Origin of the sequence: Rathayibacter sp. AY1F3 (genome assembly GCF_002931975.1) — a bacterium.
Classification (GTDB): domain Bacteria; phylum Actinomycetota; class Actinomycetes; order Actinomycetales; family Microbacteriaceae; genus Rathayibacter.
On the sequence record NZ_PSVF01000010.1, the window covers coordinates 65337 to 90053 of the forward strand.

Below are 24717 nucleotides of genomic sequence, written 5' to 3' on the forward strand. Positions count from 1 at the left end.
CTAGCCCGCGGCGCCGCCCGGCGACAGGGGTCCGCCGGGGCGCCGCCGCAGCCGGATCGGGCCCTTCGCCCGCGACGGGTCGACGACCTGTCCGCCCTGCACGATGTCGATCTCGCCCCGGTCGACCAGGCGGCGCGCGGCCCGGCGCACGGGCTCCATCAGCGGCCGCCACTCCTCGCCGCCGACTCGGCGCGCGACCTCGGACGGGCACGCCGTCGACGACGCCGCTCGCGCGAGCAGGACGGTGCGGATCTCCTCCTCGAGGCGCGCCTCCTCCGGACCGACTCCGCGACGGCGGCAGGCGTCCGAGCAGTAGCGGACGTCCTCCCAGTCGCGCGCCCACTTCGCGCGCCACTCGATCTCGCGACCGCAGGAGGCGCAGGTCTTGCTCTCGGGATGCGCGGTGGACGTGCGCTGACGGTGGGCCATGCCCTCGAGTCTGCGCGCAGACCGCGGCCGCAGCGACGGGTTGCGCTGAGGGCGAGCGACGGGTGCGCGGACGCCGGCGCCGACGACGCGCACCCGATCCGGCGTGATCGGGAACAGGGAGCGGCGGATCGGCGTTCCCCGAGGTGGCGGCGTCATACTCCGCAATGGGGCGGCCCTCCCCCGGCCGGTGCGCCAGTCTGGAGGAGCCGTGCTGCGGCGCGACGGCGGGCCACCACCCCGTGCCGCACCCTCGATCGATCAGGAGTCTCCGATGAGCCGCGAGAACCTCGCCACCACCCCGGACCGCGAGCCGGAGCACCGCGCCTTCGCCGGACTCTCCCCGGAGGACTTCAAGCTCGCGTTCCGCAACCACGCCGCCGGAGTCGCGCTGATCACCGCCGACCCGGGCACCGGCCCGGTCGCCCTGACCGCGACCTCCGTCTTCTCGGTGAGCGCCGAGCCGCCGCTGTTCGTCTTCTCGCTCTCGTCCGCCTCGTCCAGCTCTCCGGCCATCCAGGCGTCCGAGACGCTGGTCGTGCACCTGCTCGGGGCGGAGCAGCTCGACCTGGCGCGCCTGGGCTCGACCAGCGGCATCGACCGCTTCGCCGACACGTCGCTCTGGTCGCGGCTGCCCACGGGCGAGCCGTTCTTCCCGGGCGCCGCCGCCTGGATCCGCGGCACGGTGATCAACCGCATGGAGGCGGGATCGTCCACCATCGTCGCCGTGCACGCCCTCGAGGCCCACGTGCCCGAGGACTCCGAGACCACGGCGCCGCTCGTCTACCACAACCGCACCTGGCACCACCTCGGCGAGCACTCGCGCCTGAGCTGAGCTCCGCGCGCGATCCGAAGAAGGCGCTTCAGGCCTTCGGGCCGGTCGCCACCGTCCGGCCCGGCGTGCTCGACCACTGCGACCAGGAGCCCGGGTAGAGCGCCGATGCGAAGCCCGCGAGCGTGAGCGCGACGACGTCGACCGCGGCCGAGACGCCGCTGCCGCAGTACACGCCGACGGGGGCGTCCTCCCGCACGCCGAGCGCCTCGAATCCGGCGCGCAGGTCGGAGGCGGGCCGGAACCGCCCCTCGGAGTCGAGCGCCGCGGACACGGGAGCGTTCCGAGCGCCGGGGATGTGGCCCGCCCGCGGGTCGATCGGCTCGACCTCGCCGCGGTACCGCTCAGGGGCGCGGGCGTCGAGCAGGACGCCCGCCGAGGGCAGCGCCGCCGCCTCGTCGATGTCCAGCACCGGGAGCCGACCGTAGGCCAGCTCGACGTCGCCCCGCTCGCGCGGGACGTCGCCCGTCTCGAGCTCCCGCCCCGAGCGGATCCAGCCGGCGAGCGACCCGTCGAGCAGGCGGACGTCCTCCACTCCCGTCGCCCGCAGCAGCCACCAGGCCCGCGCGGCCGGGACGCTCTGCGCGTCGTCGTACACGACGACGGACCGGCCCCGGCGGAGCCCCCAGCCGCGCGCCGCCTCCTGCAGCACCTCGATCGGAGGCAGCGGGTGGCGCCCCTCCTCCGGCTCGCCGTGGGCGGCCAGCTCGTGATCGAGGTCGACGTGCACCGCGCCGGGCAGGTGGCCCGCGAGGTACTCCGGGCGGCCGTCGGGCCGGTCGAGGCGCCAGCGCACGTCGAGGACGAGCGGCGGCTCGGTGGAGGCCATGAGCTCGGCGAGCTCGTCAGGGGTGACCAGCAGGCTCTTGCGGCTGGAGGGGGTCGTCGGGGTCATGGCGTCCTTCCGATCCGCGTCGTCGGCGGAGTCCTGCCCCAGCATGCCGGGTCGCCCGGTGGCGCGGGAGCGGCCGGTGCACCGACCGGCCCCGACCGCCACAGAGGAGGAAAGGAGAGACTCGGAACTCCCGCCCTCTCGATGGGCACGGGTCAGTTCCGGCGGGGTGCGCCTGGAAGATCCTGACAGGGGACGCCGTCCCCGTCCCCATCCAGGTTGCCGGCGTTGGCGTAGGTCTGGAACCAGGCGTTCGCTTCTGCCCAGTTCGAGAATGACCGGCACGTCCTGATCGGCCCATTCGGTCGCGGACCCGGCGCCGGCGCCACGGCCTGCGTGCTCGCCCAGAGTGCGCGGCCCTGCGGCGAGTAGATCACCAGGTTGCCGTCGTTCTGCATGACCATCCGGGAGCCCGGGCTGCCCGCCGTGCCGGACTGCCAGCGCGCTCCGCCGGAGCCCGCGTAGACCACGGCGTTGCCGTCGGACTGCATCTCGAGCCGGTTGCCGCCTCCGGACGTGCCGGCCGCCCAGCGGGCCGAGCCGCGCGAGTAGACGACGAGGTTGCCGTCGCCCTGCATGACCGCCTCGCTTCCTCCGTCGGAGGAGCGCAGCAGCTGACCGGCGGTCAGCCGGTTTCCGGAGGAGAGGGTGTCCCGGACGGCGGGCGCGGGCGGCGCCGGAGGAGTGTCGCTCGCCCACAGCGCGCGGCCCGAGGCGGAGTAGACGACCAGGTTGCCGTCGTTCTGCATCTGCAGGCGGGATCCCGGGTTGCCCGCCGTACCCGAGGCCCAGAGGGGTCGGCCCGAGGCGGAGGTGACCACGGCGTTGCCGTCGGACTGCATCGAGAGCGTCTCGCCCTCGCCCTGGGTGCCGGCGCCCCAGCGGACGTCCCCCCGCGAGTAGACCGCGAGATTGCCGTCGCCCTGCAGGGAGGCACGGGACCGGCCGTCCGGCGATGTGAGCTGCTGTCCCCGGCTGAGCCGCGAGCCGGAGGAGAGGACGTCGCGGATCTCGGGCGCGCGCGAGGTCGAGGTCGCCCAGAGCGGCCGTCCGGAGGCGGCGGTGATCACCAGGTTGCCGTCGTTCTGCATCCGCATCCGCGCGCCCGGGTTCCCGGGCGTTCCCGCCTGCCAGCGCACGCCGGACCCGGGGGCCGAGACCACCGCGTTCCCGTCGGTCTGCATCGCGAGGCGGTTGCCCGCTCCGGAGGTGACGGAGCTCCAGCGCGGCGATCCGTCCACGTAGACGACAAGATTGCCGTCGCTCTGCATCGCGGCGCGCGAGCGGCCGTCGGAGGCGGTCAGCTGCTGTCCCGGAGAGAGCTCGCGCCCGCTGTCGAGGACGTCGGCGATCGGCTCCGGCTCGGGCTCCTGCTCATCGGCCGAGGACCAGGCCGTGTCCCCGTTCGGGCGGACGAGCACGAGCTGCCCGTCGTCCTGGATGAGGGCGAGCGCGCCGGTCTCTCCCGCGGTCCCGGACGCCCAGACGGGCGTGCCGGAGCCGGTCACGACGACGAGGTTGCCGTCCTCCTGCATCCGCACCGTGGTCGCACCGGTGCCCTGGGTCCTGGTGCTCCAGACGGGGCGGCGCCCGGCGTCGTAGATCACGGCGTTGCCGTCCGCCTGCATCTCGAAGCTCGCGGAGTCTCCGTTCGAGAAGATGCGCTCGCCCGCGTCGAGCGAGTCGCCGCCGAGGAGGGCGTTCGTGTAGGTCTGCGATCCGCGCGCCTCTGCGGGCGGAGTCTCCCCCGGGACGAAGGCGGTCGGAGTCTCGGCGACGGCCTGCGTCGCGAGGGCGGACGGCGCCAGAGCGGCGGAACCGCCCGCGGCGAGCAGGCAGGCGAGGGCCATCGCCGCGAGGCGATGAGGAGGTCGTGGCACGGAGAGCCCTTTCGGAGGCGGCGGCGGCGGAAGCCGGGGTCGAGCGGAGCCTGGCACGCGCTCGCCACGGCCGTCCATCCGGGCCGCGCGGAACTACTCAGCCGGAGCGGGCGATCCGCGCCGGGGGCGCGGGCGCCGCCTCCGGGCCACGGAGCCTCCGGCCGGCTCGCGCGCCCCGGTCGGGGGCGGCGGCGATCGACGCGGATCGACGGAGGACGTGCTCCCACGGCCGGAGCGCACCCCGCGCGGGCGCCCCGGGAGGCGGCTCGGACCTCCCGCGGCACGGAGGAGGTCCCCGTTCCTCCTAAAATCGGAGGCATGTCGAAAGTGTTGAGCAGTCTGCCCGTGGGCGAGCGTGTCGGAATCGCATTCTCGGGAGGCCTCGACACATCCGTCGCCGTCGCCTGGATGCGCGAGAAGGGCGCGGTGCCCTGCACGTACACGGCCGACATCGGCCAGTACGACGAGCCCGACATCGAGAGCGTCCCGTCCCGCGCGGCCCAGTACGGCGCCGAGATCTCGCGCCTCGTCGACGCGAAGAGCGCGCTGGTCGAGGAGGGGCTCGTCGCCCTGCAGTGCGGCGCCTTCCACATCCGCTCCGGCGGCAAGACCTACTTCAACACCACCCCCCTCGGCCGCGCCGTGACCGGCACCCTCCTCGTCCGCGCCATGCGCGAGGACGGCGTCGACATCTGGGGCGACGGCTCGACCTACAAGGGCAACGACATCGAGCGGTTCTACCGCTACGGCCTGCTCGCCAACCCCCGCCTGCGCATCTACAAGCCCTGGCTCGACGTGCAGTTCGTCAACGAGCTCGGCGGCCGCACCGAGATGTCGGAGTGGCTGGTCGCCCGCGGCTTCCCCTACCGCGACGCCACCGAGAAGGCCTACTCGACCGACGCCAACATCTGGGGCGCCACCCACGAGGCCAAGCGCCTCGAGGAGCTCTCCAGCGGCCTCGAGCTCGTCGAGCCGATCATGGGGGTCGCGTCGTGGCGCGACGAGGTCGAGATCGCCTCCGAGGTCGTCTCGGTGCGCTTCGAGGCCGGCCGTCCCGTCGCGCTGAACGGCGTCGAGTTCTCGGACGCCGTCGCGCTCGTGCTCGAGGCGAACGCGATCGGCGGACGCCACGGGCTCGGCGTCTCGGACCAGATCGAGAACCGGATCATCGAGGCCAAGAGCCGCGGCATCTACGAGGCCCCCGGCATGGCGCTGCTGCACATCGCCTACGAGCGCCTGCTGAACGCTATCCACAACGAGGACACCGTCGCCCAGTACCACTCGGAGGGCCGCCGTCTCGGCCGCCTGATGTACGAGGGCCGCTGGCTCGACCCGCAGTCGCTGATGCTGCGCGAGTCCATCCAGCGCTGGGTCGGCTCGGCCGTCTCCGGGGAGGTCACCCTGCGCCTGCGTCGCGGCGACGACTACACGATCCTCGACACGACCGGCCTCGCGCTGAGCTACCACCCCGACAAGCTCTCGATGGAGCGGGTCGGCGACGCCGCCTTCGGCCCCGAGGACCGCATCGGGCAGCTCACGATGCGCAACCTCGACATCGCCGACTCCCGCTCGCGGCTCGAGCAGTACGCGGCCGCCGGCCTCGTCGGCGGTCCGACCGCCGAGCTCGTCGGCGAGCTCGAGATCGGCGAGGCCGACGCGATCACCGAGGGCGGCGGGTCCGCAGCGGCCGATGCGCTCGGACGCGCCACCGACCTGGCCTCGGAGGGTGCGGCGTTCGACGCCGGAACCGACTGACCCCGCCCGTCCGACGCACCCGCGCGCATCCCTCCCACCGGGACGCGAGGCGCACGGGGGCGTCGTGCTGTGCGGGCCGACCCGGCGCGCCGGGTGCGAGGGCGGGCCCGGCGCGAGAGCAGTGCTCCGGCGTTCGTCGCGCCGGCCGTCAGGGCGCGGAGGACCGGACGAGCGCGAGCGCGGCGTCCACGGTGGCGAGCGACTGCGCCGGATCGACGCGGGCCAGCACGAGCGCGGCCACCAGGAGCGACACGAGGACGTCCGCCTGAGCCGACGCCCACGCCTGCGCGTCGGGCCAGCGGGCCAGCGCTCCGGCGCGCAGTGCGCCCAGCAGCTCGGCCCGGTAGTCGGCGATCACCTCGCGCACGGCGTCGTCGCGCGCGATCGGCGCGCACGCGGCGTTGAGCAGCAGACAGCCGCTCCTCGCGGAGAGCGTGCGGGAGTCGGCAAGCGCCGCCCGCAGCCCGGTGAAGTACACCTCGAGCGCCGTCGGCGACGCCCCTCCCGGATCGACGAGCGGGGCGAGCCGGGGCCGCACCACCTCGTCGAGGTAGCTCTGCACGGCGGCGTCGAAGAGCCCGCGCTTGCTGCCGAAGGCGTGGTAGAGGCTGGAGCGGCGCAGTCCGGTCGCGGACTCCAGGTCCGGGAGCGACGCCTCCTCGAAGCCGCTCTCCCAGAAGACGGCGCGGGCGGCGCGGACGACCTGCTCGGTGTCGAAGCCCTGCGTGCGACCCACGGTGCTCCTCCTGAGGGGTGACAGCTGCGGCGCCGCACTGGCGCGGACCGCTCGCTCCAGTATATTGTGGACTGGTCGTTACACAATCGGTGCGGAGCCCTCCGCATCACGACCATCGCCTGGAGGCCCGCCGTGATCGTTCTCGGACTGGTGCTCGCCGCTCTCGCCGCGGCGCTGCACGTCTACATCTTCGTGCTCGAGTCGGTCCTCTGGACGACCTCGCGCGCCCGATCGACGTTCGGCACGACCGCCGGCGAGGCGGAGGCGACGAAGGAGATGGCCTACAACCAGGGCTTCTACAACCTCTTCCTCGCCGTCGTCACCGTGGCGGGCATCGTCGCCGTCGCGATCGGCGCCACCGCCGTCGGCGCGGCCCTCGTGTTCGCCGGCGCCGGATCGATGGTCGCCGCAGCACTCGTCCTGCTCCTCTCCGCTCCGACCAAGCGCCGCGCCGCGCTGACCCAGATGACCCCGGGTCTGCTCGCGGTGATCGCGCTCGCCGTCGGCCTCTCACTCTGATCCCCTCCGCTCCACCACCACGAAAGGTCCTATGAGCACCGTCACCAGCACCCAGATCCAGCTCGTCCGCCGCCCCGACGGCTGGCCCGTCGCCGAGGACTTCCGGACCGCGACCGTCGAGTACGGCGACCCGGCCGCGGGCGAGATCCGCGTCGAGAACGCCTTCCTCTCGGTCGACCCCTACATGCGCGGCCGCATGAACGACGTGAAGAGCTACACCCCGCCCTTCGCCCTCGGCGAGACCATGACCGGCGGTGCCGTCGGCCGGGTGACCGTCTCCGACGACCCCGCGTTCCCTGTCGGCAGCGCGGTCCTGCACCAGCTCGGCTGGCGCGACGTCGTGCAGGCCGAGTCGTCGCAGTTCCGCGTCGTCCCCGAGATCCCCGGAGTGCCGCTCTCGCTCCGCCTCGGCATCCTCGGGATGACCGGACTCACCGCGTACGTCGGGCTCACCGCCATCGCGGGCATGAAGGAGGGCGACACCGTCTTCGTCTCGGGCGCCGCGGGAGCCGTCGGCTCGGCCGCCGGTCAGATCGCGCGCCTTCTCGGAGCCGAGCGGGTCGTCGGATCCGCGGGCTCGGCCGAGAAGGTCGCCCTGCTGACCGAGAAGTACGGCTACGACGCCGCCTTCGACTACCACTCCGGCCCGGTCCGCGAGCAGCTGGCCGAGGCAGCGCCCGACGGGATCGACGTGTACTTCGACAACGTCGGCGGCGACCACCTCGAGGCGGCCCTCGACGCCTTCCGCGACGGCGGCCGCGCGGCGCTCTGCGGAGCGATCGCCGGCTACAACAGCACCGAGAAGACGCCCGGCCCCGACAACATGGCGAACATCATCACCCGCGGTCTCACGCTGCGCGGATTCACGCTGTCCGGCTACCTCGACCACGCGCCGGAGTTCAACCGGCTGATGGCCGGCTGGTTCGCCGACGGAGAGATCGCCTACGACGAGACCGTCGTCGACGGCATCGACCACGCCGTGGACGCGTTCCTCTCGATGATGCGCGGCGGCAACACCGGGAAGATGGTCGTCCGCGTCTAGCGCCGACCCCGGTGCGGCGGGCGCGAGGAGGGGCACCTCCGGACGCCCGCCGCATCCGTCCTCCGCCTCCCTGTCCGGGATCTCCGAGCATGCTCGCGCATCCACGGGGCCGATCGGTCCGGGCGGTGGCAGACTGCGGACATGAGCACGTTCTCGCACCGGACCGGCGCCTCCGCGCTGGCAGCAGCAGCACTCGTCCTCGTCCTCACCGGCTGCGCAGGCAGCGGCGGAGCCCCGTCCGCGCGGACGCCGCTCCCGACGCCGACCGCGACCGCGACCTCTTCGCCGACTCCCGCTCCGACGCCGACTCCCACCGTGACCGTGACGGTCACGGCGACCCCCGAGCCCTCGTCGACCGGTTCTCCCGCCGCGGATCCGGCGGCGGCGCGCTGCACGGGCTCCGACCTGACGATGGAGTACCGCCCCGACCCCGACGCGTCGGGTGCCGGGAACAGCGCCTTCGACCTCGTGCTCACCAGCACCTCCTCCTCCGACTGCGCTCTCGCGGGAATCCCCGGCGTCTACGCGACCGACGCCGACGGGAACCGGATCAGCGCGGTCGCCGACGCGTCCGGCCCGAACCCCGACGCTCCCGTGATCCTCGTCCCGGGCGCCCGGGCGGACGTCCGGGTCGCCTGGCACTCCCCCGGCGCCTACGGCTGCACGGTCGGGACCTCCGCGTACCTCGTCGCCGAGGTCCTCGACGCCCCGGACGGCGCGGTCCGCGCCCCCGCCGAGCTCCAGGTGTGCACCGACGGCACCGTGATGATGGACGCCTCCGCCTACACGCTGCTCTGAGCCCTCCCCGAGCGCGCACACCTCCCGCGCGGCCCGCTCGCCGGGCGCGACCCCTTGACCGGGCGCGGCGCAACCGGGACCCTCGCACTACACGTCCCCACCCCACCCCGGAGGTCACCATGAAGGTCGGCTCACTCGTTCTCCGTCTCGCCGTCGGCGGGCTCTTCGTCGGACACGGTCTGCAGAAGCTGCGGGGCTCGTTCGACGGCCCCGGCCTCGACGGCACCGAGCAGATGATGTCGAGCCTGGAGATGCACCCGGCCCGGCGCAACGCCGTCGCCGCAGCGGTGACCGAGACGGCCGGAGGCGCCGCTCTCGCCCTCGGCGCCGCGACTCCGCTCGCCGCCGCCGGACTCGTCGCCACGATGGTCACCGCCGTGCGCAAGGTGCACTGGAGCAACGGCCTGTGGAACGCGGGCGGCGGGTGGGAGTACAACGCCGTCCTCGTCGCGGCGACGGCCGCGATCGTCGCGGACGGCCCCGGCGCGCTCTCGTTCGACGCCCTGATCGGCAAGCGCAAGTGGGGAGCCGGCTGGGCGCTGTTCGCCCTGATCGGCGGAGCGGCTGCGTCGACCGCCCTGATCGAGGCCGGGCGACGCGCCGCGCCGATCGGAGCGGCCACCTCCGGCTCCGACGACGGCGGGTCGGACGACGACGGCGCCGACTCGACCGCCTCGTAGCCCCGCTCCGCCGCACTGTGCGGGCGCGGTAGCGTCGGAGGCGTGATCGAGACACGCGCCTCCGACCCCGACCGCCCCGAGACCGACGCGCTCGCCCTCTGGCTCGCGGCGGTCGAGCGCCTCGACGCTCAGGACGACCCGGACGGCGTCGTCGAGCGGATGCGCGTCCTCGCAGCCCGCTACCCGGGACACGACGGAGTCGCCGCTTTCGAGCTGGGCGGCGCCCTCGACAGCGCGGGACACGAGGCGGAGGCGGCGGTCGAGTACGAGCGCGCCCTCGCAGCCGGCCTGGATGACGAGCGGCGGGCGCGGTTGACGATCCAGTACGCCTCGACACTCCGGAACCTCGGCCGCACCGATGAGGCGATCGACCTCCTCGCCGGCGCTGCTGCGCACCCCGCGGTGGGCTCCGCGCGGGAGGTGTTCCTCGCGCTCGCCCTGCACAGCGCCGGGCGCGTCGACGAGGCCCTGCGGATCGCGCTGGAGGCGCTGGCTCCGGGGCTCCCCCGGTACCAGCGCTCCGTCCGCGCCTACGCCGCCGCCCTCACCGACCCCGAGCAGTAGCGCGGACGGCTCCTCCACATGGAGGCTCGGCGCGGCGAGCGCCGAGCCTCCATGGGCGCCGACTCAGTCCTCGAGCAGGATCGCGTCGATCTGCCCCATCGCCTGGCGGAGTCCCTCCTCCATGCCCATCTGGACCATCTGCTCGAGCTGCTCGACCGACTCGAAACGGCTGCTGAGGACCATCCGCGTGCGCCCCGGCTCGATCTCGTCGAGGGTGACCGTGGCCCGGGTGATCCCCAGCGCGTCGACCGGGTCGCCGCGCTCGTCGGCGAAGCCGTCCTCGAACTCGAACCGCGTCGGCTCCTCCACCCGGGTCACGCGCCACCAGCCGCGCGACTGCTCGCCGTCCGGTCCCGTCATGACGTAGGCGCTCCGTCCGCCCTCGACCGGCTCGTGCCGCTCGAAGGTCGCCGGCCAGGTCGGCGGCCCCCACCAGCGCTCGAGGCGGCGCGGATCCGTCCAGAGGAGCCAGACGCGCTCGATCCCCGCGTCGAACTCGGCGGTCACGGTCAGGGTCAGTTCCTCGATGTCCTTCACGGACTGCAGCACGCTCATCGCGCCTCTCCCTCCAGCAGATCCCGCGCGCCGGTCGGCTCGCGGGTGTCACTCCTCGTCGAGGAGGTCCGACATGCGGTCGATCCTCCCCGCCCACAGCTGCTCGTAGGCGTCGAGCAGGCGCGACGCCCGCCGCACTGCGGCGACCTCGCCCTGCACCAGCTGCTCCCGCCCCCTCCTCCGCTTGCGGACGAGTGCCGCCCGCTCGAGGACGGCCACGTGCTTCTGCACCGCCGCGAACGACATCTCGTAGCGCGCCGCGAGTGCGGAGACGGACTGCTCGCCGACCAGCACCCGGGCGACGATGTCGCGGCGGGTGCTGTCGGCCAGCGCCCGGAAGAGCAGGTCGATGTCGGCGTCCATTCGTACAACCATGTGGTTGCACATTAGGGCCGTCCCCTCCCCCGCGCAAGAGCATCCGTCTCCGGGGCGAGCGCACCGACCGGCGCCCGACCTCAGGCGCTCGCGGCATCGAGGGCCTCGGCAGCGGCCGCGAGCACCCAGTCCGGCAGGGGGCGGGCCGCGAACAGCGAGGCGTAGAGCCGGGCCATCGAGTCGTCGGGGTCGAGCCGCAGCGCCTCGTCGAGGTGGAGCCCGGCGAGGCTCGAGACTCCCCTCGCCCACCAGCACCACGCGAGAACGGTGAGCACGGAGGAGCGCGCCTCCTCCGGCGCCAGCGCGGCGGCACGGGCGAGGAGCCCGGTCGCCCGCGCCAGACGGGCGCGCTCCGGAGCGCGCCCGCTGCCGAGCAGCAGGGCCGACAGCTCGAGGTCGTGGTCGTCGTCCGTTCCGGCGCGGGCCTCGCCCACCGCGCCGGGCGGCACTCCCACTCCCGCCTGCGGGCTCCGCGCGATCTGCACGGTCACCCGGTCTCGGAGGGGCGGCGACTGCAGGGTCCGCACGATCAGTCCTTCGCGGCGGACGTCCCGCGGTCCGCTGAGCCAGCGCTCGACGAGCCGTTCCGTGTCGCCGACCAGGGGCGGCCGGCGGAGCACCTCCGCGACGAGCGCGCGATCCTCCTCGACGACCGGCGGCAGCACGGAGAGCGCGTCGATGTCCAGAGGCTCATCGGCCACCGCTCGGGCGAGGACGCCGGTCTCGCTCCGCTCGATCTCGAGGAGCGGACGTGGCCTGCGGCACTCCTCGGCGTCCGTGTAGCGCCCCCATCCGTCGGCAGCGATGCAGGCCACGGCGATGATGTCCAGGCGCGTGCGCTCCAGGCGCCGGAGCACCGCGCGGCCGAGGTCGAGATGCGGGATCCCCCGCTCCTCGGCGTAGCCCGCACGGGTGCAGACCACCACCAGCACACCGGTGGCCCGCGGCATCGTCTCCATCATGGCCGCGCAGCCGCCCGCCAGCGCCTCCGCCTCCATCCCGCGCAGCGTCTCCGGGAGCGGGATCCGGAAGCCTCCTCCGGCGCGCGTGCCGAGGAACGGCACCACCACGACGGACTCCTCCGGACGGATGCCGATGATGGAGGGGACGGCCGCCAGGAGGTCCTGGATCGCGCTCGCCCGCAGGACTTCGGGATCGCGGCGGCGGGACGGAGGAGCAGGGGTTCGCTGTGTGGATGTCATGTCCGACACCCTGCTCGCGTCGCCGGCGGCGCGAGATCCCGCCGGCCCGGACCGGGGAGAACCGGAGCGGATCGGCGCCTGTGGAGGAGCGCCCGGGGCCGGCGGCTCAGCCGGCCGCGGGAGCCCGCAGCACCTTCGCCATCGGCCGTCCCTTCGCGATCTCGTCGATCAGCTTGTCGAGGTACCGGATGCGCTGCATCAGCGGATCCTCGATCGTCTCGACCCGCACGCCGCAGATCACCCCCGTGATCGCCGAGGCCTGCGGAGGCAGGCGCGCCGCCGCGAAGAACTCCTCGAAGGTCGTCCTGCTCTCGAGGTGCCGGGCCAGCTCCTCGTCCGAGAAGCCGGTGAGCCAGCGGACCGCCTCGTCGACCTCCTCCCTCGTCCGGCCCTTGCGCTCCGCCTTCGCCACGTAGAGGGGGTGCACGTCGGCGAACGCCACGGAGAAGATCCTGCTCATGGCCGGGAAGCGTACTCGCGCGACGCCCGGCGCGGCAGAGGCGCCCGCCCCGCTATCCTCCCCAGTGGCCCTCGCGCCTCCACCCCGCAGCCCACAGAGAGAACCACCGTGAGCCTCCTCCGCACCAAGTCCGTCGAGCAGTCGATCGCCGACACCGATGAGCCCGAGTACAAGCTCAAGAAGTCGCTGACCGCGCTCGATCTCACGGTCTTCGGCGTCGGAGTCGTCATCGGCGCCGGCATCTTCACCCTCACCGGCCGCGCCGCCCATGACATCGCCGGACCGGCGATCGTCCTGAGCTTCGTCGTCGCCGCCTTCGCCTGCGCCCTCGCGGCCATGTGCTACGCCGAGTTCGCCTCCACGGTCCCGGTGTCGGGCTCCGCCTACACCTTCTCCTACGCCTCCCTCGGCGAGCTCTTCGCCTGGATCATCGGCTGGGACCTGATCCTCGAGCTGTTCCTCGGAGCGAGCGTGGTCGCGCAGGGGTGGAGCGCGTACCTCGGGTCGCTGCTGCAGCAGCTGGGAGTGACTCTCCCGCCGGCGCTCACCTACGGCGGCGTGGTCGACGTGCCGGCGATCCTGCTCGTCCTCGTGCTCGGCGCGCTGATGACCTTCGGGATCAAGGAATCGCTGCGCGTCAACCTGGTGCTCGTCGCGATCAAGCTGTTCATCGTCCTGTTCGTCATCATCGCGGGCCTGCAGTTCGTCAACACCGCCAACTACACGCCGTTCGTCCCCGCCGCCGAGCCCTCGCAGTCCGCGTCCGGTCTGACCCAGCCGCTGCTCCAGTTCCTCTCGGGCATCGAGCCGGCCACGTTCGGGGTCGGCGGCATCATCGCCGGCGCCTCCCTGGTGTTCTTCGCCTACATCGGGTTCGACGTCGTCGCGACGACCGCGGAGGAGACCCGCCGCCCCCAGCGCGACCTGCCCATCGGCATCATCGCCTCGCTGATCATCTGCACGGTCCTGTACTGCGCCGTCGCCCTCGTCGTGACCGGCATGGTCCCCTACCGCGAGCTCGACCCGTCGGCCGCGCTCGCCAACGCGTTCGCCTACCACGGGCAGACCTGGATGGCGACGGTCATCTCGGCCGGCGCCGTCGCCGGTCTGACCACCGTCGTGCTGACGCTGCTGATCGGAGCGACGCGCATCATCTTCGCGATGGCGCGCGACGGACTCCTCCCCCGGCGCCTGGCCACCGTCCACCCGCGCCTGCGCACGCCGTGGTTCACCTCCGTGGTCGTGACCATCGTCGTCGCGCTGCTCGCCGGGCTCACTCCGATCGGCGTGCTCGAGGAGATGGTCAACATCGGCACGCTCTCGGCGTTCGTGCTGGTCTCGGTCGGCGTCGTGGTGCTGCGCCGCAAGCGGCCCGACCTGAAGCGCGGCTTCCGGGTCCCGCTGAACCCGTGGCTCCCGCTCCTCTCCGCCCTGATCTGCACCTACCTGATGCTCAACCTCTCGATCGAGACCTGGCTGCGCTTCCTGATCTGGCTGGCAGTGGGCTTCGCGATCTACTTCGCCTACTCGCGCAGCCACGCGAAGATCGGCATGCAGCCCTAGGGGGCCAGGCCCACCTTCGGCCTGGCCCAGGAGCGTCCGCGCGTGTCCTTGAGGATGTCGTACTCCACCTCGACGTGCGGCTCGATCGCGCTGTACTTGTCGTTCGGGGCGCCGATCACGAGCTGGAAGCCGAGACCGCGCCACGCACCGATCGCCCGCTTGGTGAAGTGGGCGTCGGCCTTGATCAGCGCCTCGTCCATGAAGACCGGCGCGTACCGGGGGCGGTCTGCTCCCGCGTCGCCGAGCTGATAGCGCAACGCCGCTCCGACGATGAAGGCGATCAGCTCCTGCGACTCCCCGCCGGACTTCTCGCCGATGTGGTCGTACAGCGCCACGTGCGCTCGGGTGACGGCGTCCACGCGCTCGGCGCTGACCCGGACGTGGTTGCGGACGTCGACGAGGTCGCCGAAGTCGGGCGCGGTGCGCCGCAGCCGCTGGATGAGCCGGGACATCCGCCGGTAGACCTGCTCGCGCTCCTCCTCCGCGGACACGGCCTGGATCTGCGCGCGCACCTCGCGGAGCTCGCGGCGGAAGCGACGGCGCACCTCCGACTGGTTCTCGCGCGTCGTGATCTGCAGGCGGTGGCCGTCGTCGTAGAACGGCAGATCCTGCATGATCACGTTGATCGGCTCGATCCGCTCGCGGATCTCCCGCAGCGAGCGGCCGAGCGTGGAGTCGAAGCTCGTGAGGTCGTTGCCGGAGAGCGTGAGCAGGCTGTCGCGCCACTCGGTCTCGAGCCGGTGCAGGCCGCTGGTCTCGAGGGCGTCGAGCAGCCGCTCGAAGTCGCCCGCGGACGCCTCGGGGTCCGCGAGCAGGTTGGGGTTCGGCCAGCGGTCGAGGAAGCCGTCCATGATCCGGCCGGCGCTCTCGCGCTGCTGCTCGTGCGCCTCGGCCGCGGAGCGACGGTCCTCCGCCAGTCGCTGCGCCGCCGTGGCGAGCGCCGCGTCGAAGCGGACCAGGACGTCCGAGGCGCTGCCGGACGCCGCGGCCTCGGTCAGCGTGAACCGGGCGTCCAGGAAGGCGCGCTGGTCGTCGTCGAGCTCGCGTCCTGCGCGCTCCGCCGCATCGAGAACCGCCTGGCTCGCGTCGACGTCGTCGACCACGACGGCCCACTCCGCCTCGATCCGCTCGCGCTCCACACCGGCGCGCGCGATCTCCTGGCGGAGGCGCTCGAGGCGGCCGCGCAGCCCGTCGATCTGCTCCTGCAGCCCGGCGAGCTCGGGGTTCGCCTCCGCCGCCTCGGCGCCGACCGCCTCCCAGCGCTCCTGCTCGGCGAGCAGCGACTCGACGTCGACCGTCTCCCAGCTCACCAGCGCGAGGCGGGCGTGGCGCGTCATCCGGTCGTCGAGCGCATCGAGGGCCTCCTCCGCCGCCGACGCCGCCGAGACGGCCGCCGCGCTGCGGGCCCGGGCCGCCTCGACCAGGGCGTTCAGCTCGCGGAGACGACGGGTGTTGGAGAAGCCGAGGACGTTCGCGGCGCCGTGGCCGCCGTGCGCACCGCGCTGCCCCTGCGAGAGCTGACCGGTGAGGGTCAGGGCGAGCCGATGGCGTCCGAGCTCCGCAGCGCTGTCGACGCACACGTAGCCGAAGCGGTCCTCGAGCCGGTCCTGCAGCCAGCCGGTGAAGGCGGTGGCGCGGTAGTCGAGGCGCCCGGGCAGCGTCTGCGGGTCGAGGCCCCGCACCTCCTCGAGCCCGGTCTCCACGCCCTCGTAGCGGATCCGGACCGGGAGCCGGAGGGAGTCGATGGTGCGGCGGAAGCGGTCGAGGTGGGCGGAGTCGATCATCAGCGTCGTCGCGAAGCCGCCGAGGGCGAGCGTGAACGCCTCGCGCCAGGGCTCGAACTCGGCACGCACCTCGACCAGCTCGCCGACGAAGGGCAGGTCGTCGGCGGTGAGGCCGGCTGCCTCCGCGATCCGCTCGCGCGCCTCGTGCAGAGGCCGGGGGATGCTGTCCCGACGGTCCGAGGCCGAGCGCTGCTCCGCCTCGAGCTCGGCGAGATCGCGCGCCGCGGCCTTCCGCTCGGCGACCGCGTCCGACCAGGCCGCACGGGTGCTGCGCTTGGCGTCGGCCGCGCTCGCCGCCCGGGCGAGCACCGCCTCGAACCGCTCGCGGGTGGTCTCCGGCTCGCCGAGAGCGCGCAGGTCCTCCTCGAGCCGGGCGCGGTTCTCGCGCGCCGCGCCCAGCCGCCGCTCCACCTCGCGGAGCTCGCGCTGGGCCGTCTCGAGGCGGTCGCCGCCGGAGGCCCGCAGCACCTCGGCGAGCCCGTCCCGCTCCGACTCCGCCGCCTCGGCGAGGGCCCGCTTCTCGCGGAGCACGGCGTCGACGGCGCGGGTGCGCTCGCGCAGCTCGACCTCGACGTCGCGCAGCAGGCCGAGGCGCTGCTCAGCGCGCCACAGGGCCGCCGGCGACACCGGGGCGTCGAACTCCCCGAGCGCATCGATGAGGCGCACGCGCTCCGCTGACGCGGCGATGCGCAGGCGCAGGCCCCGCAACGGCTCGAGTGCCGCGACCTGCTGGCGCGCGGTGAGCATCCGCTGCCGGGTGCTCTCGAGCTCGTCGAAGTGGGCGACGACCGCGTCGGCGGAGGCCAGGGTCTCGGGCTCCTCAAGCACGAGCCGCTTGTAGAGGTCGTCGACGGTCGTGATCTGCTGACCGGCCTGGATGCGGGCGAGCAGGCTCATCGCCTTCGATCCGGCTCCCGCCGCTCCGATGCCGAGCACCGCGTGCAGACGCGCCGAGAACTCGCGGTCGGTGCCGAGCGGATCCAGGCCCGCCGCGCGCAGCGACGCGTCGGAGAAGCGGTGCGCCGCCGCCCGGTCGAGCGCGGCGAGGTCGACCGGGCCCTCGGCGCTCGCGCGGATCCGCACGGTCTCCTCGAGCACCCGGGAGCCGGCCGGGACGTACCAGGCGCGGACCGCGCTGAAGCGCGAGCCGTCGTGGTCGACCCAGGTCATCGCGACGGCGGTCCAAGTGTCGACTCCGTCGCCGCGCAGGACGCGCATGGTCGTGCCCTCGTCCGTGCGCGACTCGTCGAGCTTGCCGCGCGCGTAGGAGAGGATGTTGCGCTGGTCCTCGCCGCGCGGACGGCCCGTCACTCCGCCGTTCGAGGCGCCGTTGAACGGCGTGGTGTGCGGCATCATCAGGGCGATGTAGGCGTCCATCAGCGTGGACTTGCCGGAGCCGGAGCCGCCGCAGAGGAGCGTGGCGCCGGGCGAGAAGCGGACCCGGTGCGCGCCGTCGTAGCCGCCCCAGTTGACCAGCTGCAGGTCCTCGGCGAGCCACTGCTGACCGCGGGAGGCGGCGGGGATCAGGCCGAAGAGGGTGTCGAGCATCGTCATCGGGGGTCGTCCTCCGGGTCGGGGGTGTCGTCGTCGGTCGGCTCGTCGTCCAGCGGCTCGTCGTCCGTCGGCTCGTCGTCCGCGACATCGGCTCCGCGCAGGACGCCGTCCGTGGGCGGGTCCGCGTCCTCGTCGAGGCCGTCGTCCTCGAGCGCGTCGTCGTCCGCCTGCTCCGGATCGTCCGAGCCGGGCTCCTCGGCGAGCGCCGCGTCTGCGACCACCGAGGAAGCGGCCTCGCCCGCCCGCCCGCGCAGCCAGTCGCTCAGCTCCCGCAGCTTCGGCGCGCTGAGCACCATCTCCACGATCGGGCTGATCCGGTACCGCCCTGCGGACTCCTCGTCGACGATGCCGTCGCGGCCGAGCCGCTCCAGCGCCTTGCGGACCATGCGCTGCCGACGGGCGGTGTCGCGCTCGGCGTCGGCGAAGTAGCTGAGCACCGTCTGCTCGACCTCCTCGACGTCCACGCGCGCCGACGCCTCGCCGGCCGCCGACTCCCGCTGATGGACCGTGCGCAGGTGCACCAGCACCAGCGTCTCGGCGCGGGTGTAGGGGAGGTCGCGCAGCAGCACCGGCATCTCCACCTCGTCGGAGCGCACCTGCTGCTTGTAGGCGACCCCGCGCTCGTGGTCGACGACGAGCCGCACGAACAGGTCGTTCAGCCGCGACTCGATCAGCTGCCGGTGCTCCTGGAGCACGGCCCACTGCTCGCGGTGGCGGTCGGCGAGGAGGAAGCGGCGCTGCAGCACGTGCACGAGCACCCGGCGCACCTCGGTGTCGAGGACGCCGCGGTCGCCGGGGAAGAGCTCGTCGGGGTCCTCCTCCATCGACACGGACGCGATGAACGGATCGGCGGCGGTCCCGTCGGTCGCCAGGGTGTCACTCATCGTCGGTCTCCTCCTCGGTGCGGGCGGTCACGGATCCGAAGGCGAAGCGGCGCACGGTCCCGTCGGGTCGGCGCGTGCTCACGACGGAGTAGCCCTCGCGGTCGACGAGGCCCGTCCGGTGCGCGATCTCGAGCAGCCCGAGCAGGTCGACGGGCCGTCGCGTGTCCTCCGGAGCCGCGCTGAACGCGTCCGCCAGATCGAACTCGTCGCCGAGCTCCGCCACGTAGGCCTCCAGCTCCGCGTAGCGGGGACCGCCCCAGGCCCGGCTGTCGTCGCCGACGAACTCGGCGCCGCCGTCGTCTCCGGCCAGGGGCGCCGGCCCGCCGGCCGGGCGCACGTCGCCGAGGGTCTGGCGCAGGTGGCCGATCCCGGCGACGGGCAGGTGCCGCAGCGGCGTGACCGGCGCGTCCGGCGAGATCCCGCCCGTCCACTCCTGGAGCCCCGCCATCACGTCGCGCAGCAGCTCGTCCACCTGGCGGTCGCGAGCGGGATCGTGGGTGCGGACCTGGCCCGTGATGACGTGGGACGCGCGACGCTGCGCGGTCAGGACCTCCTGCACGCCCAGCTCCACCCGGCGGCCGATCGCGGCCAGCTCCCCGCGCTGGGCCGGGTCCATCAGGCGGGAGAACGGCTGCACGAGCACGGTGTGCAGCTGATCGGCGAGCGCATCGATCCGCTCGGGGTCGCCCAGGAGGCGGAGGGCTCCGGCGAACGCACGGCCCTCGCTGGTGGCCTGCATCACGTGCTGACCGCGCTCGAGGTACTCCCGCAGCACCTCGCCGGTCGGGCGGACGTCGCGGCGCAGGTCCGCGACCACGTCGCGCTGCATCGCCTTGATCGACTCCGCCACCCGCGCGAAGTCGGCCGGCAGCTCGCGGGCGAGGTGCACCACGTTCTCAGCCTCCTCCAGGAGCTGCTCGTCGTCGGCCGGCTCGAGACCGGCGCCCTCCTCGAGTGCGGCGATCTCGGCGTCCAGGCGCGCCCGCTCCTCGCGGAGCCGCGAGAGGCGGGCCTCCGGGTCGGGATCGACGTCCGCGGCCAGCCGCTCGACCGCCTCCAGCAGGGTGCGCACCCGCGAGTTCGAGACGCGCGTGCGTCCACCTCCGGTGCGCCCGGTGATCTCGAGGGCGCTCACGGCGTGGGCGCTCAGCCGGTAGACCTCGGCCTCGCCCTCGATCTGCGGCACGAGCCAGCCGACGCGGACCCAGTAGCGGCACACCTCGCGCGCCGTGCCGCTCGGCAGCGCGCGCTCGCCCTCGTCGTACCCGGCCGAGCGCAGCTCCTCGAGCAGCTCCCCCACCTCGGCGTGCGCGTCGGCGACCGCCACGGCCTGCCGGTCGACGGTGAACACGAGCGACAGGGCGGCGACGACGAACGGCGCGTAGCGGCCGTGGAGGAGATCGAGGGTCGGCGTCCGGAAGGCGCCGAGGGAGCGCAGGTAGGCGGCCTCGGCGCGGGAGTTCGACATCGCCCTCAAGGATAGGCGGCGGGTCGGGCGCCCGAGGACGGCCGCGCCTGGGCCGCAATCCGACCAGCGCCTTCAGGCGCCGTCGGGGCGGAAGCCTTTGTAGAGCGTGAGCGCGAGGGCGGTGCGGTCGCGGAGGCCGAGCTTGCGCAGCAGCGCCGAGACGTGGTTCTTCACGGTGCCCTCGGCGAGCACGAGGGCGGCCGCGATCTCCCTGTTGTTCCGCCCTTCGGCCACCAGCTCGGCGACCACCCGCTCGCTCCGCGTGAGCAGCGTCAGCGGGCTCTCGCCGGTGCGACCCGGCTGGACGGCCGGCCGGGCGACGCGCGGATCGATCACCATCCCGCCGGCGATCACCGCGTCGAGGGCCACGACGAGACCCTCCACCGAGGTGTCCTTCAGGAGGAATCCGGAAGCGCCGGCCGAGAGGGCCGCCTGCACGAGCGCGTCGTCGTCGAAGGTCGTCAGAAGGAGGACGGGCAGACGCGGATGGAGCTGCGCACACTCGGCGGCGAGCTCCACGCCGCCCATGACCGGCATCCGCGCGTCGGTGACGACGACGTCCACCTCCGTCGTGCGCAGAATGTGCAGAGCAGCCTGTCCGTTCTCGGCCTGGGCCGAGACCACGACACCCTCGACCGTCGAGAGGAGCATGACCAGCCCACGGCGGATCATCTGCTGGTCCTCCACCAGCAGCACTCGCCTCGGTGTCGTCTCCGTCACGAGGCGCGGCTCTCCCGTTCCCCGTCGGCGCCTCCGAGAGGGATCGAGAGGCGCAGGAGGAACCGGTCGCCGATGCGCCGCGCCGTCAACCGACCTCCGCGAGCCGTCGCGCGATCGTCGAGGCCGCGCAGCCCGAACCCCAGCACAGGCTCGCCGTCGCTGATCCCGTTGCTCCTTCCCGCGCCGATGTCGCTGAGCAGCGAGAGCTCGAGCCGGACGTCGTCCGTCTCGATATCGATGCGGACTCTGCGGGCAGCGCCGTGCCGCAGAGCGTTCGTCAGCCCTTCCTGCACGCCTCGGTAGACGACGAGCGCGGTCTCATCGTCGCTGGTGAGCACACGGTCCGACGCCTCGTCGCCGACCACATCCACGGTCACGCCCGTGCCGCGGAAGGACTCCGCGATCAACTCCAGCGCAGCCAGGCCGCGGGCGCCCGCGTCCCGGAAGGGACTGAGCGCTCGTACCCACATCCGCATGTCCGCGAGAGCCTCGCTCGACGTGGATCGGGCGGTGCGGACCTCGGCCCACGCCTGCTCGGCATCGGCGGAGCGCAGGCGATCAGCGAGCTCGAGACTCATCGAGACGAGGGTCAGCTTGTACCCGAGGCCGTCGTGGAGCTCGCGAGCGCTCCGGGCGCGCTCGTCCGACAGCAGCAGCTCCTTCTCCGTCTCGGAGGCGCGATGCAACCGCCTGATCACACGCTGGTCGGCGGATCGCTCGCTCTCGAAGCCGCGAAGAGAGAGTCCCAGGGCGATCCCGAAGCACATCAGCACGGCCACGGGCACCACGTTGAGCAGACCGTCGAGCACTCCGGAGAGCAGCGCCCTCCCCGAGCCGACGGCGCCCCCGACATGGAGGGCCAGTCCGACGGAGGCGATCCAGATCATCGCGTGCGCCCCTGCGCGGAGCGAGACGTCGACCACCGCGAACGCCACGACGAGGAGGAGGACCGGGATCGTGAAATCGAGCCGGCCGAAGACGACGACCGGCGTCGCCGCGACGATGGACACCGTCGTCACGGCGGCCCCGTGTCCCGCTCGGATCAGTCGGGGCCGGACGGCCCAGAGCCCGGCGATCACAGGCACCAGCGCGAGCCATGTGACCGCGACCGCTGCACCCGTGCCTCTCTGCGCGGAGTCCACGACGCCCAGGATCCCTGCCAGGACGAGGCAGCACAGGGCGATCGCCTGAAGTGCGATGACGGTCCTGTCCACGGTGCTCGACGGGGACGGCGCGACCGCGACCCGCTCGTGTCCTGCCGCTGACGGCGCGGAGATCTCCGCCGCCGTCTCCGGAGTTGAGCCCATGTCGACAACTGTAGCTCCGACTCCGGGATGCCGACCCGTGACCGCAGTCACGCCCTCACCGTGACTCCGGTCATCCTCATCCGTGACTTCGGCGGGAGGTGGTCGACTGCGGACCTTCCTAGCCTTGAAGTCAGCGCCGGGAGCCGCATCCCGCACCGCGAGACAAGTCGGACAGGAAAGGGAAGCGATGCCGCTCGACCTCGAATATCTCCGGTACTGCCGCCCGGGCAACCCGTTCTACGCGGTCGCCGAGGAGGGGGACGACATCGATGGCGACGCCTTCGACGTCGCGTCCTTCGCTCCGGAGGACTGGCAGGTGAGGGAGTCGCGGCCGTGGCGGAACTGGATGCCGGACGGTTGCCTCCTCCCTCGTCAGGGATGGAAGCTCCACCTCTCGTCGACACTCGATGACGCGGAGAAGGTCCTCGCCGCTGCTGCACGCTACTGCTTCGCCTCCCGACTGCCTTTCAAGCATCTTTCGACCACCTCTCACCTTCTGATGCAGAACGGCAAGTACGCCGATCGAGCGGGAGCTGGGAAGTTCATCACCGTGTATCCCGGTTCGGACGACGAGTTCGCCCGAGCGCTGGAGGACCTCGACGTCCGTCTTCGCGGGTTCAGAGGCCCGTACGTACTGTCCGACCGGCGGTGGAAGTCCGGGCCTGTGCACTTCCGTTACGGCGCCTTCGTCCCGTCCGAGACGGAGAGCGGCTTCGTCTCGACGGTGCTCGACCCGGACGGGAACGAGGTGGAGGACGTCCGGCGGCCGACGTTCACACCTCCCCCGTGGGCTTCACTACCGGAGTCCGTCACTGTCGGGGCGGAGAACGAGGAAGAGGTCGCCTTCGGCTTCACGATGCTCTCAGCGCTGCACTTCTCGAACGGTGGTGGTGTCTATCTCGCTGAAGCGACGACCGACGAATTCGTGCCGATCGGGACGATCGTGGTCCTCAAGGAGGCGCGCCCGCACGCCGGGTTGGACGCCGACGGAGTCGACGCCGTGACTCGCCTGGCTCATGAGGAGGAGGTGCTCGTCGATCTGCAGTCCCTGGACTGCGTACCCGTCTTCTACGGATCCTTCACGGCCTGGGAGCACCGATACCTGGTCATGGAGCACATCGAGGGGAACGATCTGAAGCGCGAATGGATGACGAGGACTCCGCTGCTCCGACCAGCACCGTGGCGCGTCGGTGACCCTCCATACACCTCCTGGCTGACCACGACCGTCGCTCGCCTCGACGCCGCTCTCGCCTCCGTGCACCGCGCAGGATGGCTGCTCGGCGACATCCACCCGAAGAACGTCATCATGCGGAACGGCACGCACCCGTGCTTCCTCGACTTCGAGTTCGCGCATCGAATGGATCCGGAGTGGCGTTGTCGCCAGGGAGCGCCCGGCTACGAGCCCCTGGAAGGCCTGAAGGGGACGGAAGCGGACGAGTGGTCGCTCGGCATCCTCGAACTCGATCTCCTCTTCCCCCAAGCGACGATCGCCGACCAGGGCAACGTCGCGAAGATCGAGCAGCTCCTCCGAGCAGCCGCAGACGATCTCGCGGTTCCGCCCGCCGTGCTGCGGTCGATCAGGACCTCCACCCTCGACGTACTCCCCGCCTCCGGTCAGAGGTCGATCGACGAAGACGTCGGTCGACTCGCCGCCCTCTCGGACGACCAGCTGCGCGGTCAGATCGCCCGCGGTGTCGCATCGGTGCTTCAGTGGACGGACGACTCGCCGGTCGTTCCCGGAGACATCCCTGTCCTCGCCCGCGACAGCGCGGACCACCGTGCCGGATTCCCCTACGGCGCGGCTGGAGTCGTCGCTGTCTTAGGACGATCCGGAGATGTCGACCTCGAGGCCGCCGATCACTGGCTCGCCGCTCGCGTGGCCCAGGTGCGGTCGCGTGGTCTCTGCGGACGCGAGGGAATTCGCTACGCGGCTCGCCAGGCAGGACTCGCGCGCACACTCGAGGTCCTCGACCGCAGGCCCTCGGCCGCCCCTTCAGGTCCGACGCTGTGGTCGGGGTGGGCCGGTGCAGGGCTCGCCGAGCTCGCAGACGGAGGGGAACCGTCGGAGGCGGCCCACCATCTCACCACGCTGCTCGATGAGGACGTCCGAGGAGCCTCCGTCGGCCTCCTGCACGGATGGTCTGCGGCCGCGATCCTGTTCGCCCGACTCCACGAAGCCACTGGCGACGACTTGTACATCACGCTCGCGATACGAGCCGTCGACGCCGATCTGGCGCGCTGTGCGATCACCCGGAACAACACTCTCGAGTTCGATGAGGGATGGAGGACTCTTCCTTACCTGGGGATCGGCTCGACCGGGCCCGGCCTGGCGATCCTGGAGCTGCGGCGGGTCACGGGCGAGGAGCTCTTCGCCGATCCCCTCGCGTCCATCGACGCCGCCGCGTCCTACCAGCAGTGCGCGCAGGCCTCACTCGCCCACGGTCTGTCCGGATTCCTCGTCTACCTCCGCCGCCGCGTACTGCACCGCCCGAGCGCGGAACTCGAGGAGGTCCTCCGCTCGCACGTCCGGTCGCTGCGCCTGCACGCCGTGCTCGACGACACCGGCGTCTTCTTCCGCGGCAACCAGAACCTCCGACTCTCGTCGGACTACCTGACCGGCTCGCTCGGAGTGCTCGCAGCGCTCGACGAGCTCGAGACCGGACGCTCCGCCCTGCCGTTCGGACTCTGACCGAGTCGGCCCGAGACGAGGAGAGGAGGTGA

General features: G+C 72.8%; 22 protein-coding genes. 9 read left to right on the forward strand and 13 right to left on the reverse strand.

Annotation, left to right across the window (positions count from 1 at the left end; all coding sequences use genetic code 11):
- Positions 1-429 (reverse strand): DUF2256 and DUF3253 domain-containing protein, encoded by a 429-nt coding sequence (locus C5C39_RS08065; protein WP_104233370.1) that lies wholly within the window; start codon positions 427-429, stop codon positions 1-3.
- A 271-nt stretch (positions 430-700) separates the two neighbouring features.
- On the opposite strand from C5C39_RS08065, the gene C5C39_RS08070 reads away from it, so the two are divergent.
- Complete coding sequence (locus C5C39_RS08070; protein ID WP_104222547.1) at positions 701-1261, forward strand: flavin reductase family protein; 561 nt, start codon at positions 701-703, stop codon at positions 1259-1261.
- A gap of 28 nt (positions 1262-1289) precedes the next feature.
- Here the strand turns inward: C5C39_RS08070 and C5C39_RS08075 are convergent, their stop codons facing one another.
- Both C5C39_RS08075 and C5C39_RS08080 read right to left on the reverse strand, forming a co-directional pair.
- Entirely contained in the window at positions 1290-2153 is an 864-nt protein-coding gene (locus tag C5C39_RS08075) for a sulfurtransferase (RefSeq protein ID WP_104353114.1), read from the reverse strand.
- A gap of 152 nt (positions 2154-2305) precedes the next feature.
- Entirely contained in the window at positions 2306-4000 is a 1695-nt protein-coding gene (locus C5C39_RS08080) for a hypothetical protein (RefSeq protein WP_181136350.1), read from the reverse strand.
- 348 nt (positions 4001-4348) lie between these two features.
- Between C5C39_RS08080 and argG the strand changes: the two genes are divergently transcribed.
- The gene (gene argG, locus C5C39_RS08085) at positions 4349-5785 is read left to right on the forward strand and encodes an argininosuccinate synthase (protein ID WP_104353093.1); all 1437 of its coding nucleotides are present in this window, start codon (positions 4349-4351) and stop codon (positions 5783-5785) included.
- Positions 5786-5933: 148 nt separating this feature from the next.
- On the opposite strand, the gene C5C39_RS08090 is transcribed toward argG, so the two are convergent.
- Positions 5934-6521, reverse strand: a complete 588-nt coding sequence (locus C5C39_RS08090) for a TetR/AcrR family transcriptional regulator (protein ID WP_104353094.1) — start codon at positions 6519-6521, stop codon at positions 5934-5936.
- A gap of 132 nt (positions 6522-6653) precedes the next feature.
- Here C5C39_RS08090 and C5C39_RS08095 point away from each other — a divergent pair, with 132 nt between their 5' ends.
- The 5 genes from C5C39_RS08095 to C5C39_RS08115 all read left to right on the forward strand — a co-directional run bounded on the left by C5C39_RS08095 (position 6654) and on the right by C5C39_RS08115 (position 10124).
- Positions 6654-7040 carry a DUF1304 domain-containing protein gene (locus tag C5C39_RS08095; RefSeq protein WP_104222543.1) on the forward strand — a complete coding sequence of 129 codons (387 nt, stop codon included), beginning with the start codon at positions 6654-6656 and terminating at the stop codon, positions 7038-7040.
- Between the two features lie 31 nt (positions 7041-7071).
- Complete coding sequence (locus C5C39_RS08100; protein ID WP_104222542.1) at positions 7072-8082, forward strand: NADP-dependent oxidoreductase; 1011 nt, start codon at positions 7072-7074, stop codon at positions 8080-8082.
- Positions 8083-8223: 141 nt separating this feature from the next.
- Positions 8224-8880 carry a DUF4232 domain-containing protein gene (locus C5C39_RS08105; protein WP_104273309.1) on the forward strand — a complete coding sequence of 219 codons (657 nt, stop codon included), beginning with the start codon at positions 8224-8226 and terminating at the stop codon, positions 8878-8880.
- Between the two features lie 119 nt (positions 8881-8999).
- A complete protein-coding gene (locus tag C5C39_RS08110) occupies positions 9000-9560 on the forward strand; it encodes a DoxX family protein (RefSeq protein WP_104353095.1) in 561 nt (186 codons plus the stop codon).
- Positions 9561-9602: 42 nt separating this feature from the next.
- Positions 9603-10124: a tetratricopeptide repeat protein gene (locus tag C5C39_RS08115; RefSeq protein WP_258063453.1), complete on the forward strand. Its 522-nt coding sequence runs from the start codon at positions 9603-9605 to the stop codon at positions 10122-10124.
- Between the two features lie 63 nt (positions 10125-10187).
- On the opposite strand, the gene C5C39_RS08120 is transcribed toward C5C39_RS08115, so the two are convergent.
- The 4 genes from C5C39_RS08120 to C5C39_RS08135 form a co-directional block, all read right to left on the reverse strand.
- Positions 10188-10679 carry an SRPBCC domain-containing protein gene (locus C5C39_RS08120; protein ID WP_104353096.1) on the reverse strand — a complete coding sequence of 164 codons (492 nt, stop codon included), beginning with the start codon at positions 10677-10679 and terminating at the stop codon, positions 10188-10190.
- Positions 10680-10727: 48 nt separating this feature from the next.
- Positions 10728-11054, reverse strand: coding sequence for a metalloregulator ArsR/SmtB family transcription factor (locus C5C39_RS08125; RefSeq protein WP_104222609.1), 327 nt, complete (start codon positions 11052-11054; stop codon positions 10728-10730).
- Between the two features lie 80 nt (positions 11055-11134).
- Positions 11135-12256 (reverse strand): DUF4192 family protein, encoded by a 1122-nt coding sequence (locus tag C5C39_RS08130; protein WP_146083902.1) that lies wholly within the window; start codon positions 12254-12256, stop codon positions 11135-11137.
- 106 nt (positions 12257-12362) lie between these two features.
- Complete coding sequence (locus C5C39_RS08135; RefSeq protein WP_104225408.1) at positions 12363-12716, reverse strand: DUF2200 domain-containing protein; 354 nt, start codon at positions 12714-12716, stop codon at positions 12363-12365.
- A gap of 108 nt (positions 12717-12824) precedes the next feature.
- Between C5C39_RS08135 and C5C39_RS08140 the strand changes: the two genes are divergently transcribed.
- Positions 12825-14279: an amino acid permease gene (locus C5C39_RS08140; RefSeq protein WP_104353098.1), complete on the forward strand. Its 1455-nt coding sequence runs from the start codon at positions 12825-12827 to the stop codon at positions 14277-14279.
- Here C5C39_RS08140 and C5C39_RS08145 read toward each other — a convergent pair.
- From C5C39_RS08145 to C5C39_RS08165, 5 genes are all read right to left on the reverse strand, one after another.
- On the reverse strand, positions 14276-17617 hold the full coding sequence (locus C5C39_RS08145) for an ATP-binding protein (RefSeq protein WP_104353099.1): 3342 nt from the start codon (positions 17615-17617) through the stop codon (positions 14276-14278). The genes C5C39_RS08140 and C5C39_RS08145 overlap by 4 nt on opposite strands.
- A complete protein-coding gene (locus C5C39_RS08150) occupies positions 17614-18501 on the reverse strand; it encodes a DUF4194 domain-containing protein (RefSeq protein WP_104353100.1) in 888 nt (295 codons plus the stop codon). Before C5C39_RS08150 ends, C5C39_RS08145 begins: the two co-directional genes overlap by 4 nt.
- Positions 18494-19969, reverse strand: coding sequence for a DUF3375 domain-containing protein (locus tag C5C39_RS08155; RefSeq protein WP_104353101.1), 1476 nt, complete (start codon positions 19967-19969; stop codon positions 18494-18496). Before C5C39_RS08155 ends, C5C39_RS08150 begins: the two co-directional genes overlap by 8 nt.
- 72 nt (positions 19970-20041) lie before the next feature.
- On the reverse strand, positions 20042-20689 hold the full coding sequence (locus tag C5C39_RS08160; RefSeq protein ID WP_258063688.1) for a response regulator transcription factor: 648 nt from the start codon (positions 20687-20689) through the stop codon (positions 20042-20044).
- The gene (locus C5C39_RS08165; protein ID WP_104353102.1) at positions 20686-21996 is read right to left on the reverse strand and encodes a sensor histidine kinase; all 1311 of its coding nucleotides are present in this window, start codon (positions 21994-21996) and stop codon (positions 20686-20688) included. The genes C5C39_RS08160 and C5C39_RS08165 overlap by 4 nt, the downstream gene beginning before the upstream one ends.
- A gap of 82 nt (positions 21997-22078) precedes the next feature.
- Here C5C39_RS08165 and lanKC point away from each other — a divergent pair, with 82 nt between their 5' ends.
- A complete protein-coding gene (gene lanKC, locus C5C39_RS08170; protein WP_181136351.1) occupies positions 22079-24685 on the forward strand; it encodes a class III lanthionine synthetase LanKC in 2607 nt (868 codons plus the stop codon).
- Positions 24686-24717 lie beyond the last annotated feature (32 nt).

Excerpts from the sequence above, each read along its gene's own strand:
- C5C39_RS08065 (WP_104233370.1), bottom strand. The coding sequence starts at position 429 with ATGGCCCACCGTCAGCGCACGTCCACCGCGCATCCCGAGAGCAAGACC.
- C5C39_RS08070 (WP_104222547.1), top strand. The coding sequence starts at position 701 with ATGAGCCGCGAGAACCTCGCCACCACCCCGGACCGCGAGCCGGAGCAC.
- C5C39_RS08075 (WP_104353114.1), bottom strand. The coding sequence starts at position 2,153 with ATGACCCCGACGACCCCCTCCAGCCGCAAGAGCCTGCTGGTCACCCCT.
- C5C39_RS08080 (WP_181136350.1), bottom strand. The coding sequence starts at position 4,000 with ATGGCCCTCGCCTGCCTGCTCGCCGCGGGCGGTTCCGCCGCTCTGGCG.
- argG (WP_104353093.1), top strand. The coding sequence starts at position 4,349 with ATGTCGAAAGTGTTGAGCAGTCTGCCCGTGGGCGAGCGTGTCGGAATC.
- C5C39_RS08100 (WP_104222542.1), top strand. The coding sequence starts at position 7,072 with ATGAGCACCGTCACCAGCACCCAGATCCAGCTCGTCCGCCGCCCCGAC.
- C5C39_RS08105 (WP_104273309.1), top strand. The coding sequence starts at position 8,224 with ATGAGCACGTTCTCGCACCGGACCGGCGCCTCCGCGCTGGCAGCAGCA.
- C5C39_RS08110 (WP_104353095.1), top strand. The coding sequence starts at position 9,000 with ATGAAGGTCGGCTCACTCGTTCTCCGTCTCGCCGTCGGCGGGCTCTTC.
- C5C39_RS08120 (WP_104353096.1), bottom strand. The coding sequence starts at position 10,679 with ATGAGCGTGCTGCAGTCCGTGAAGGACATCGAGGAACTGACCCTGACC.
- C5C39_RS08125 (WP_104222609.1), bottom strand. The coding sequence starts at position 11,054 with ATGGTTGTACGAATGGACGCCGACATCGACCTGCTCTTCCGGGCGCTG.
- C5C39_RS08130 (WP_146083902.1), bottom strand. The coding sequence starts at position 12,256 with ATGACATCCACACAGCGAACCCCTGCTCCTCCGTCCCGCCGCCGCGAT.
- C5C39_RS08135 (WP_104225408.1), bottom strand. The coding sequence starts at position 12,716 with ATGAGCAGGATCTTCTCCGTGGCGTTCGCCGACGTGCACCCCCTCTAC.
- C5C39_RS08145 (WP_104353099.1), bottom strand. The coding sequence starts at position 17,617 with ATGACGATGCTCGACACCCTCTTCGGCCTGATCCCCGCCGCCTCCCGC.
- C5C39_RS08150 (WP_104353100.1), bottom strand. The coding sequence starts at position 18,501 with ATGAGTGACACCCTGGCGACCGACGGGACCGCCGCCGATCCGTTCATC.
- C5C39_RS08155 (WP_104353101.1), bottom strand. The coding sequence starts at position 19,969 with ATGTCGAACTCCCGCGCCGAGGCCGCCTACCTGCGCTCCCTCGGCGCC.
- C5C39_RS08165 (WP_104353102.1), bottom strand. The coding sequence starts at position 21,996 with ATGGGCTCAACTCCGGAGACGGCGGCGGAGATCTCCGCGCCGTCAGCG.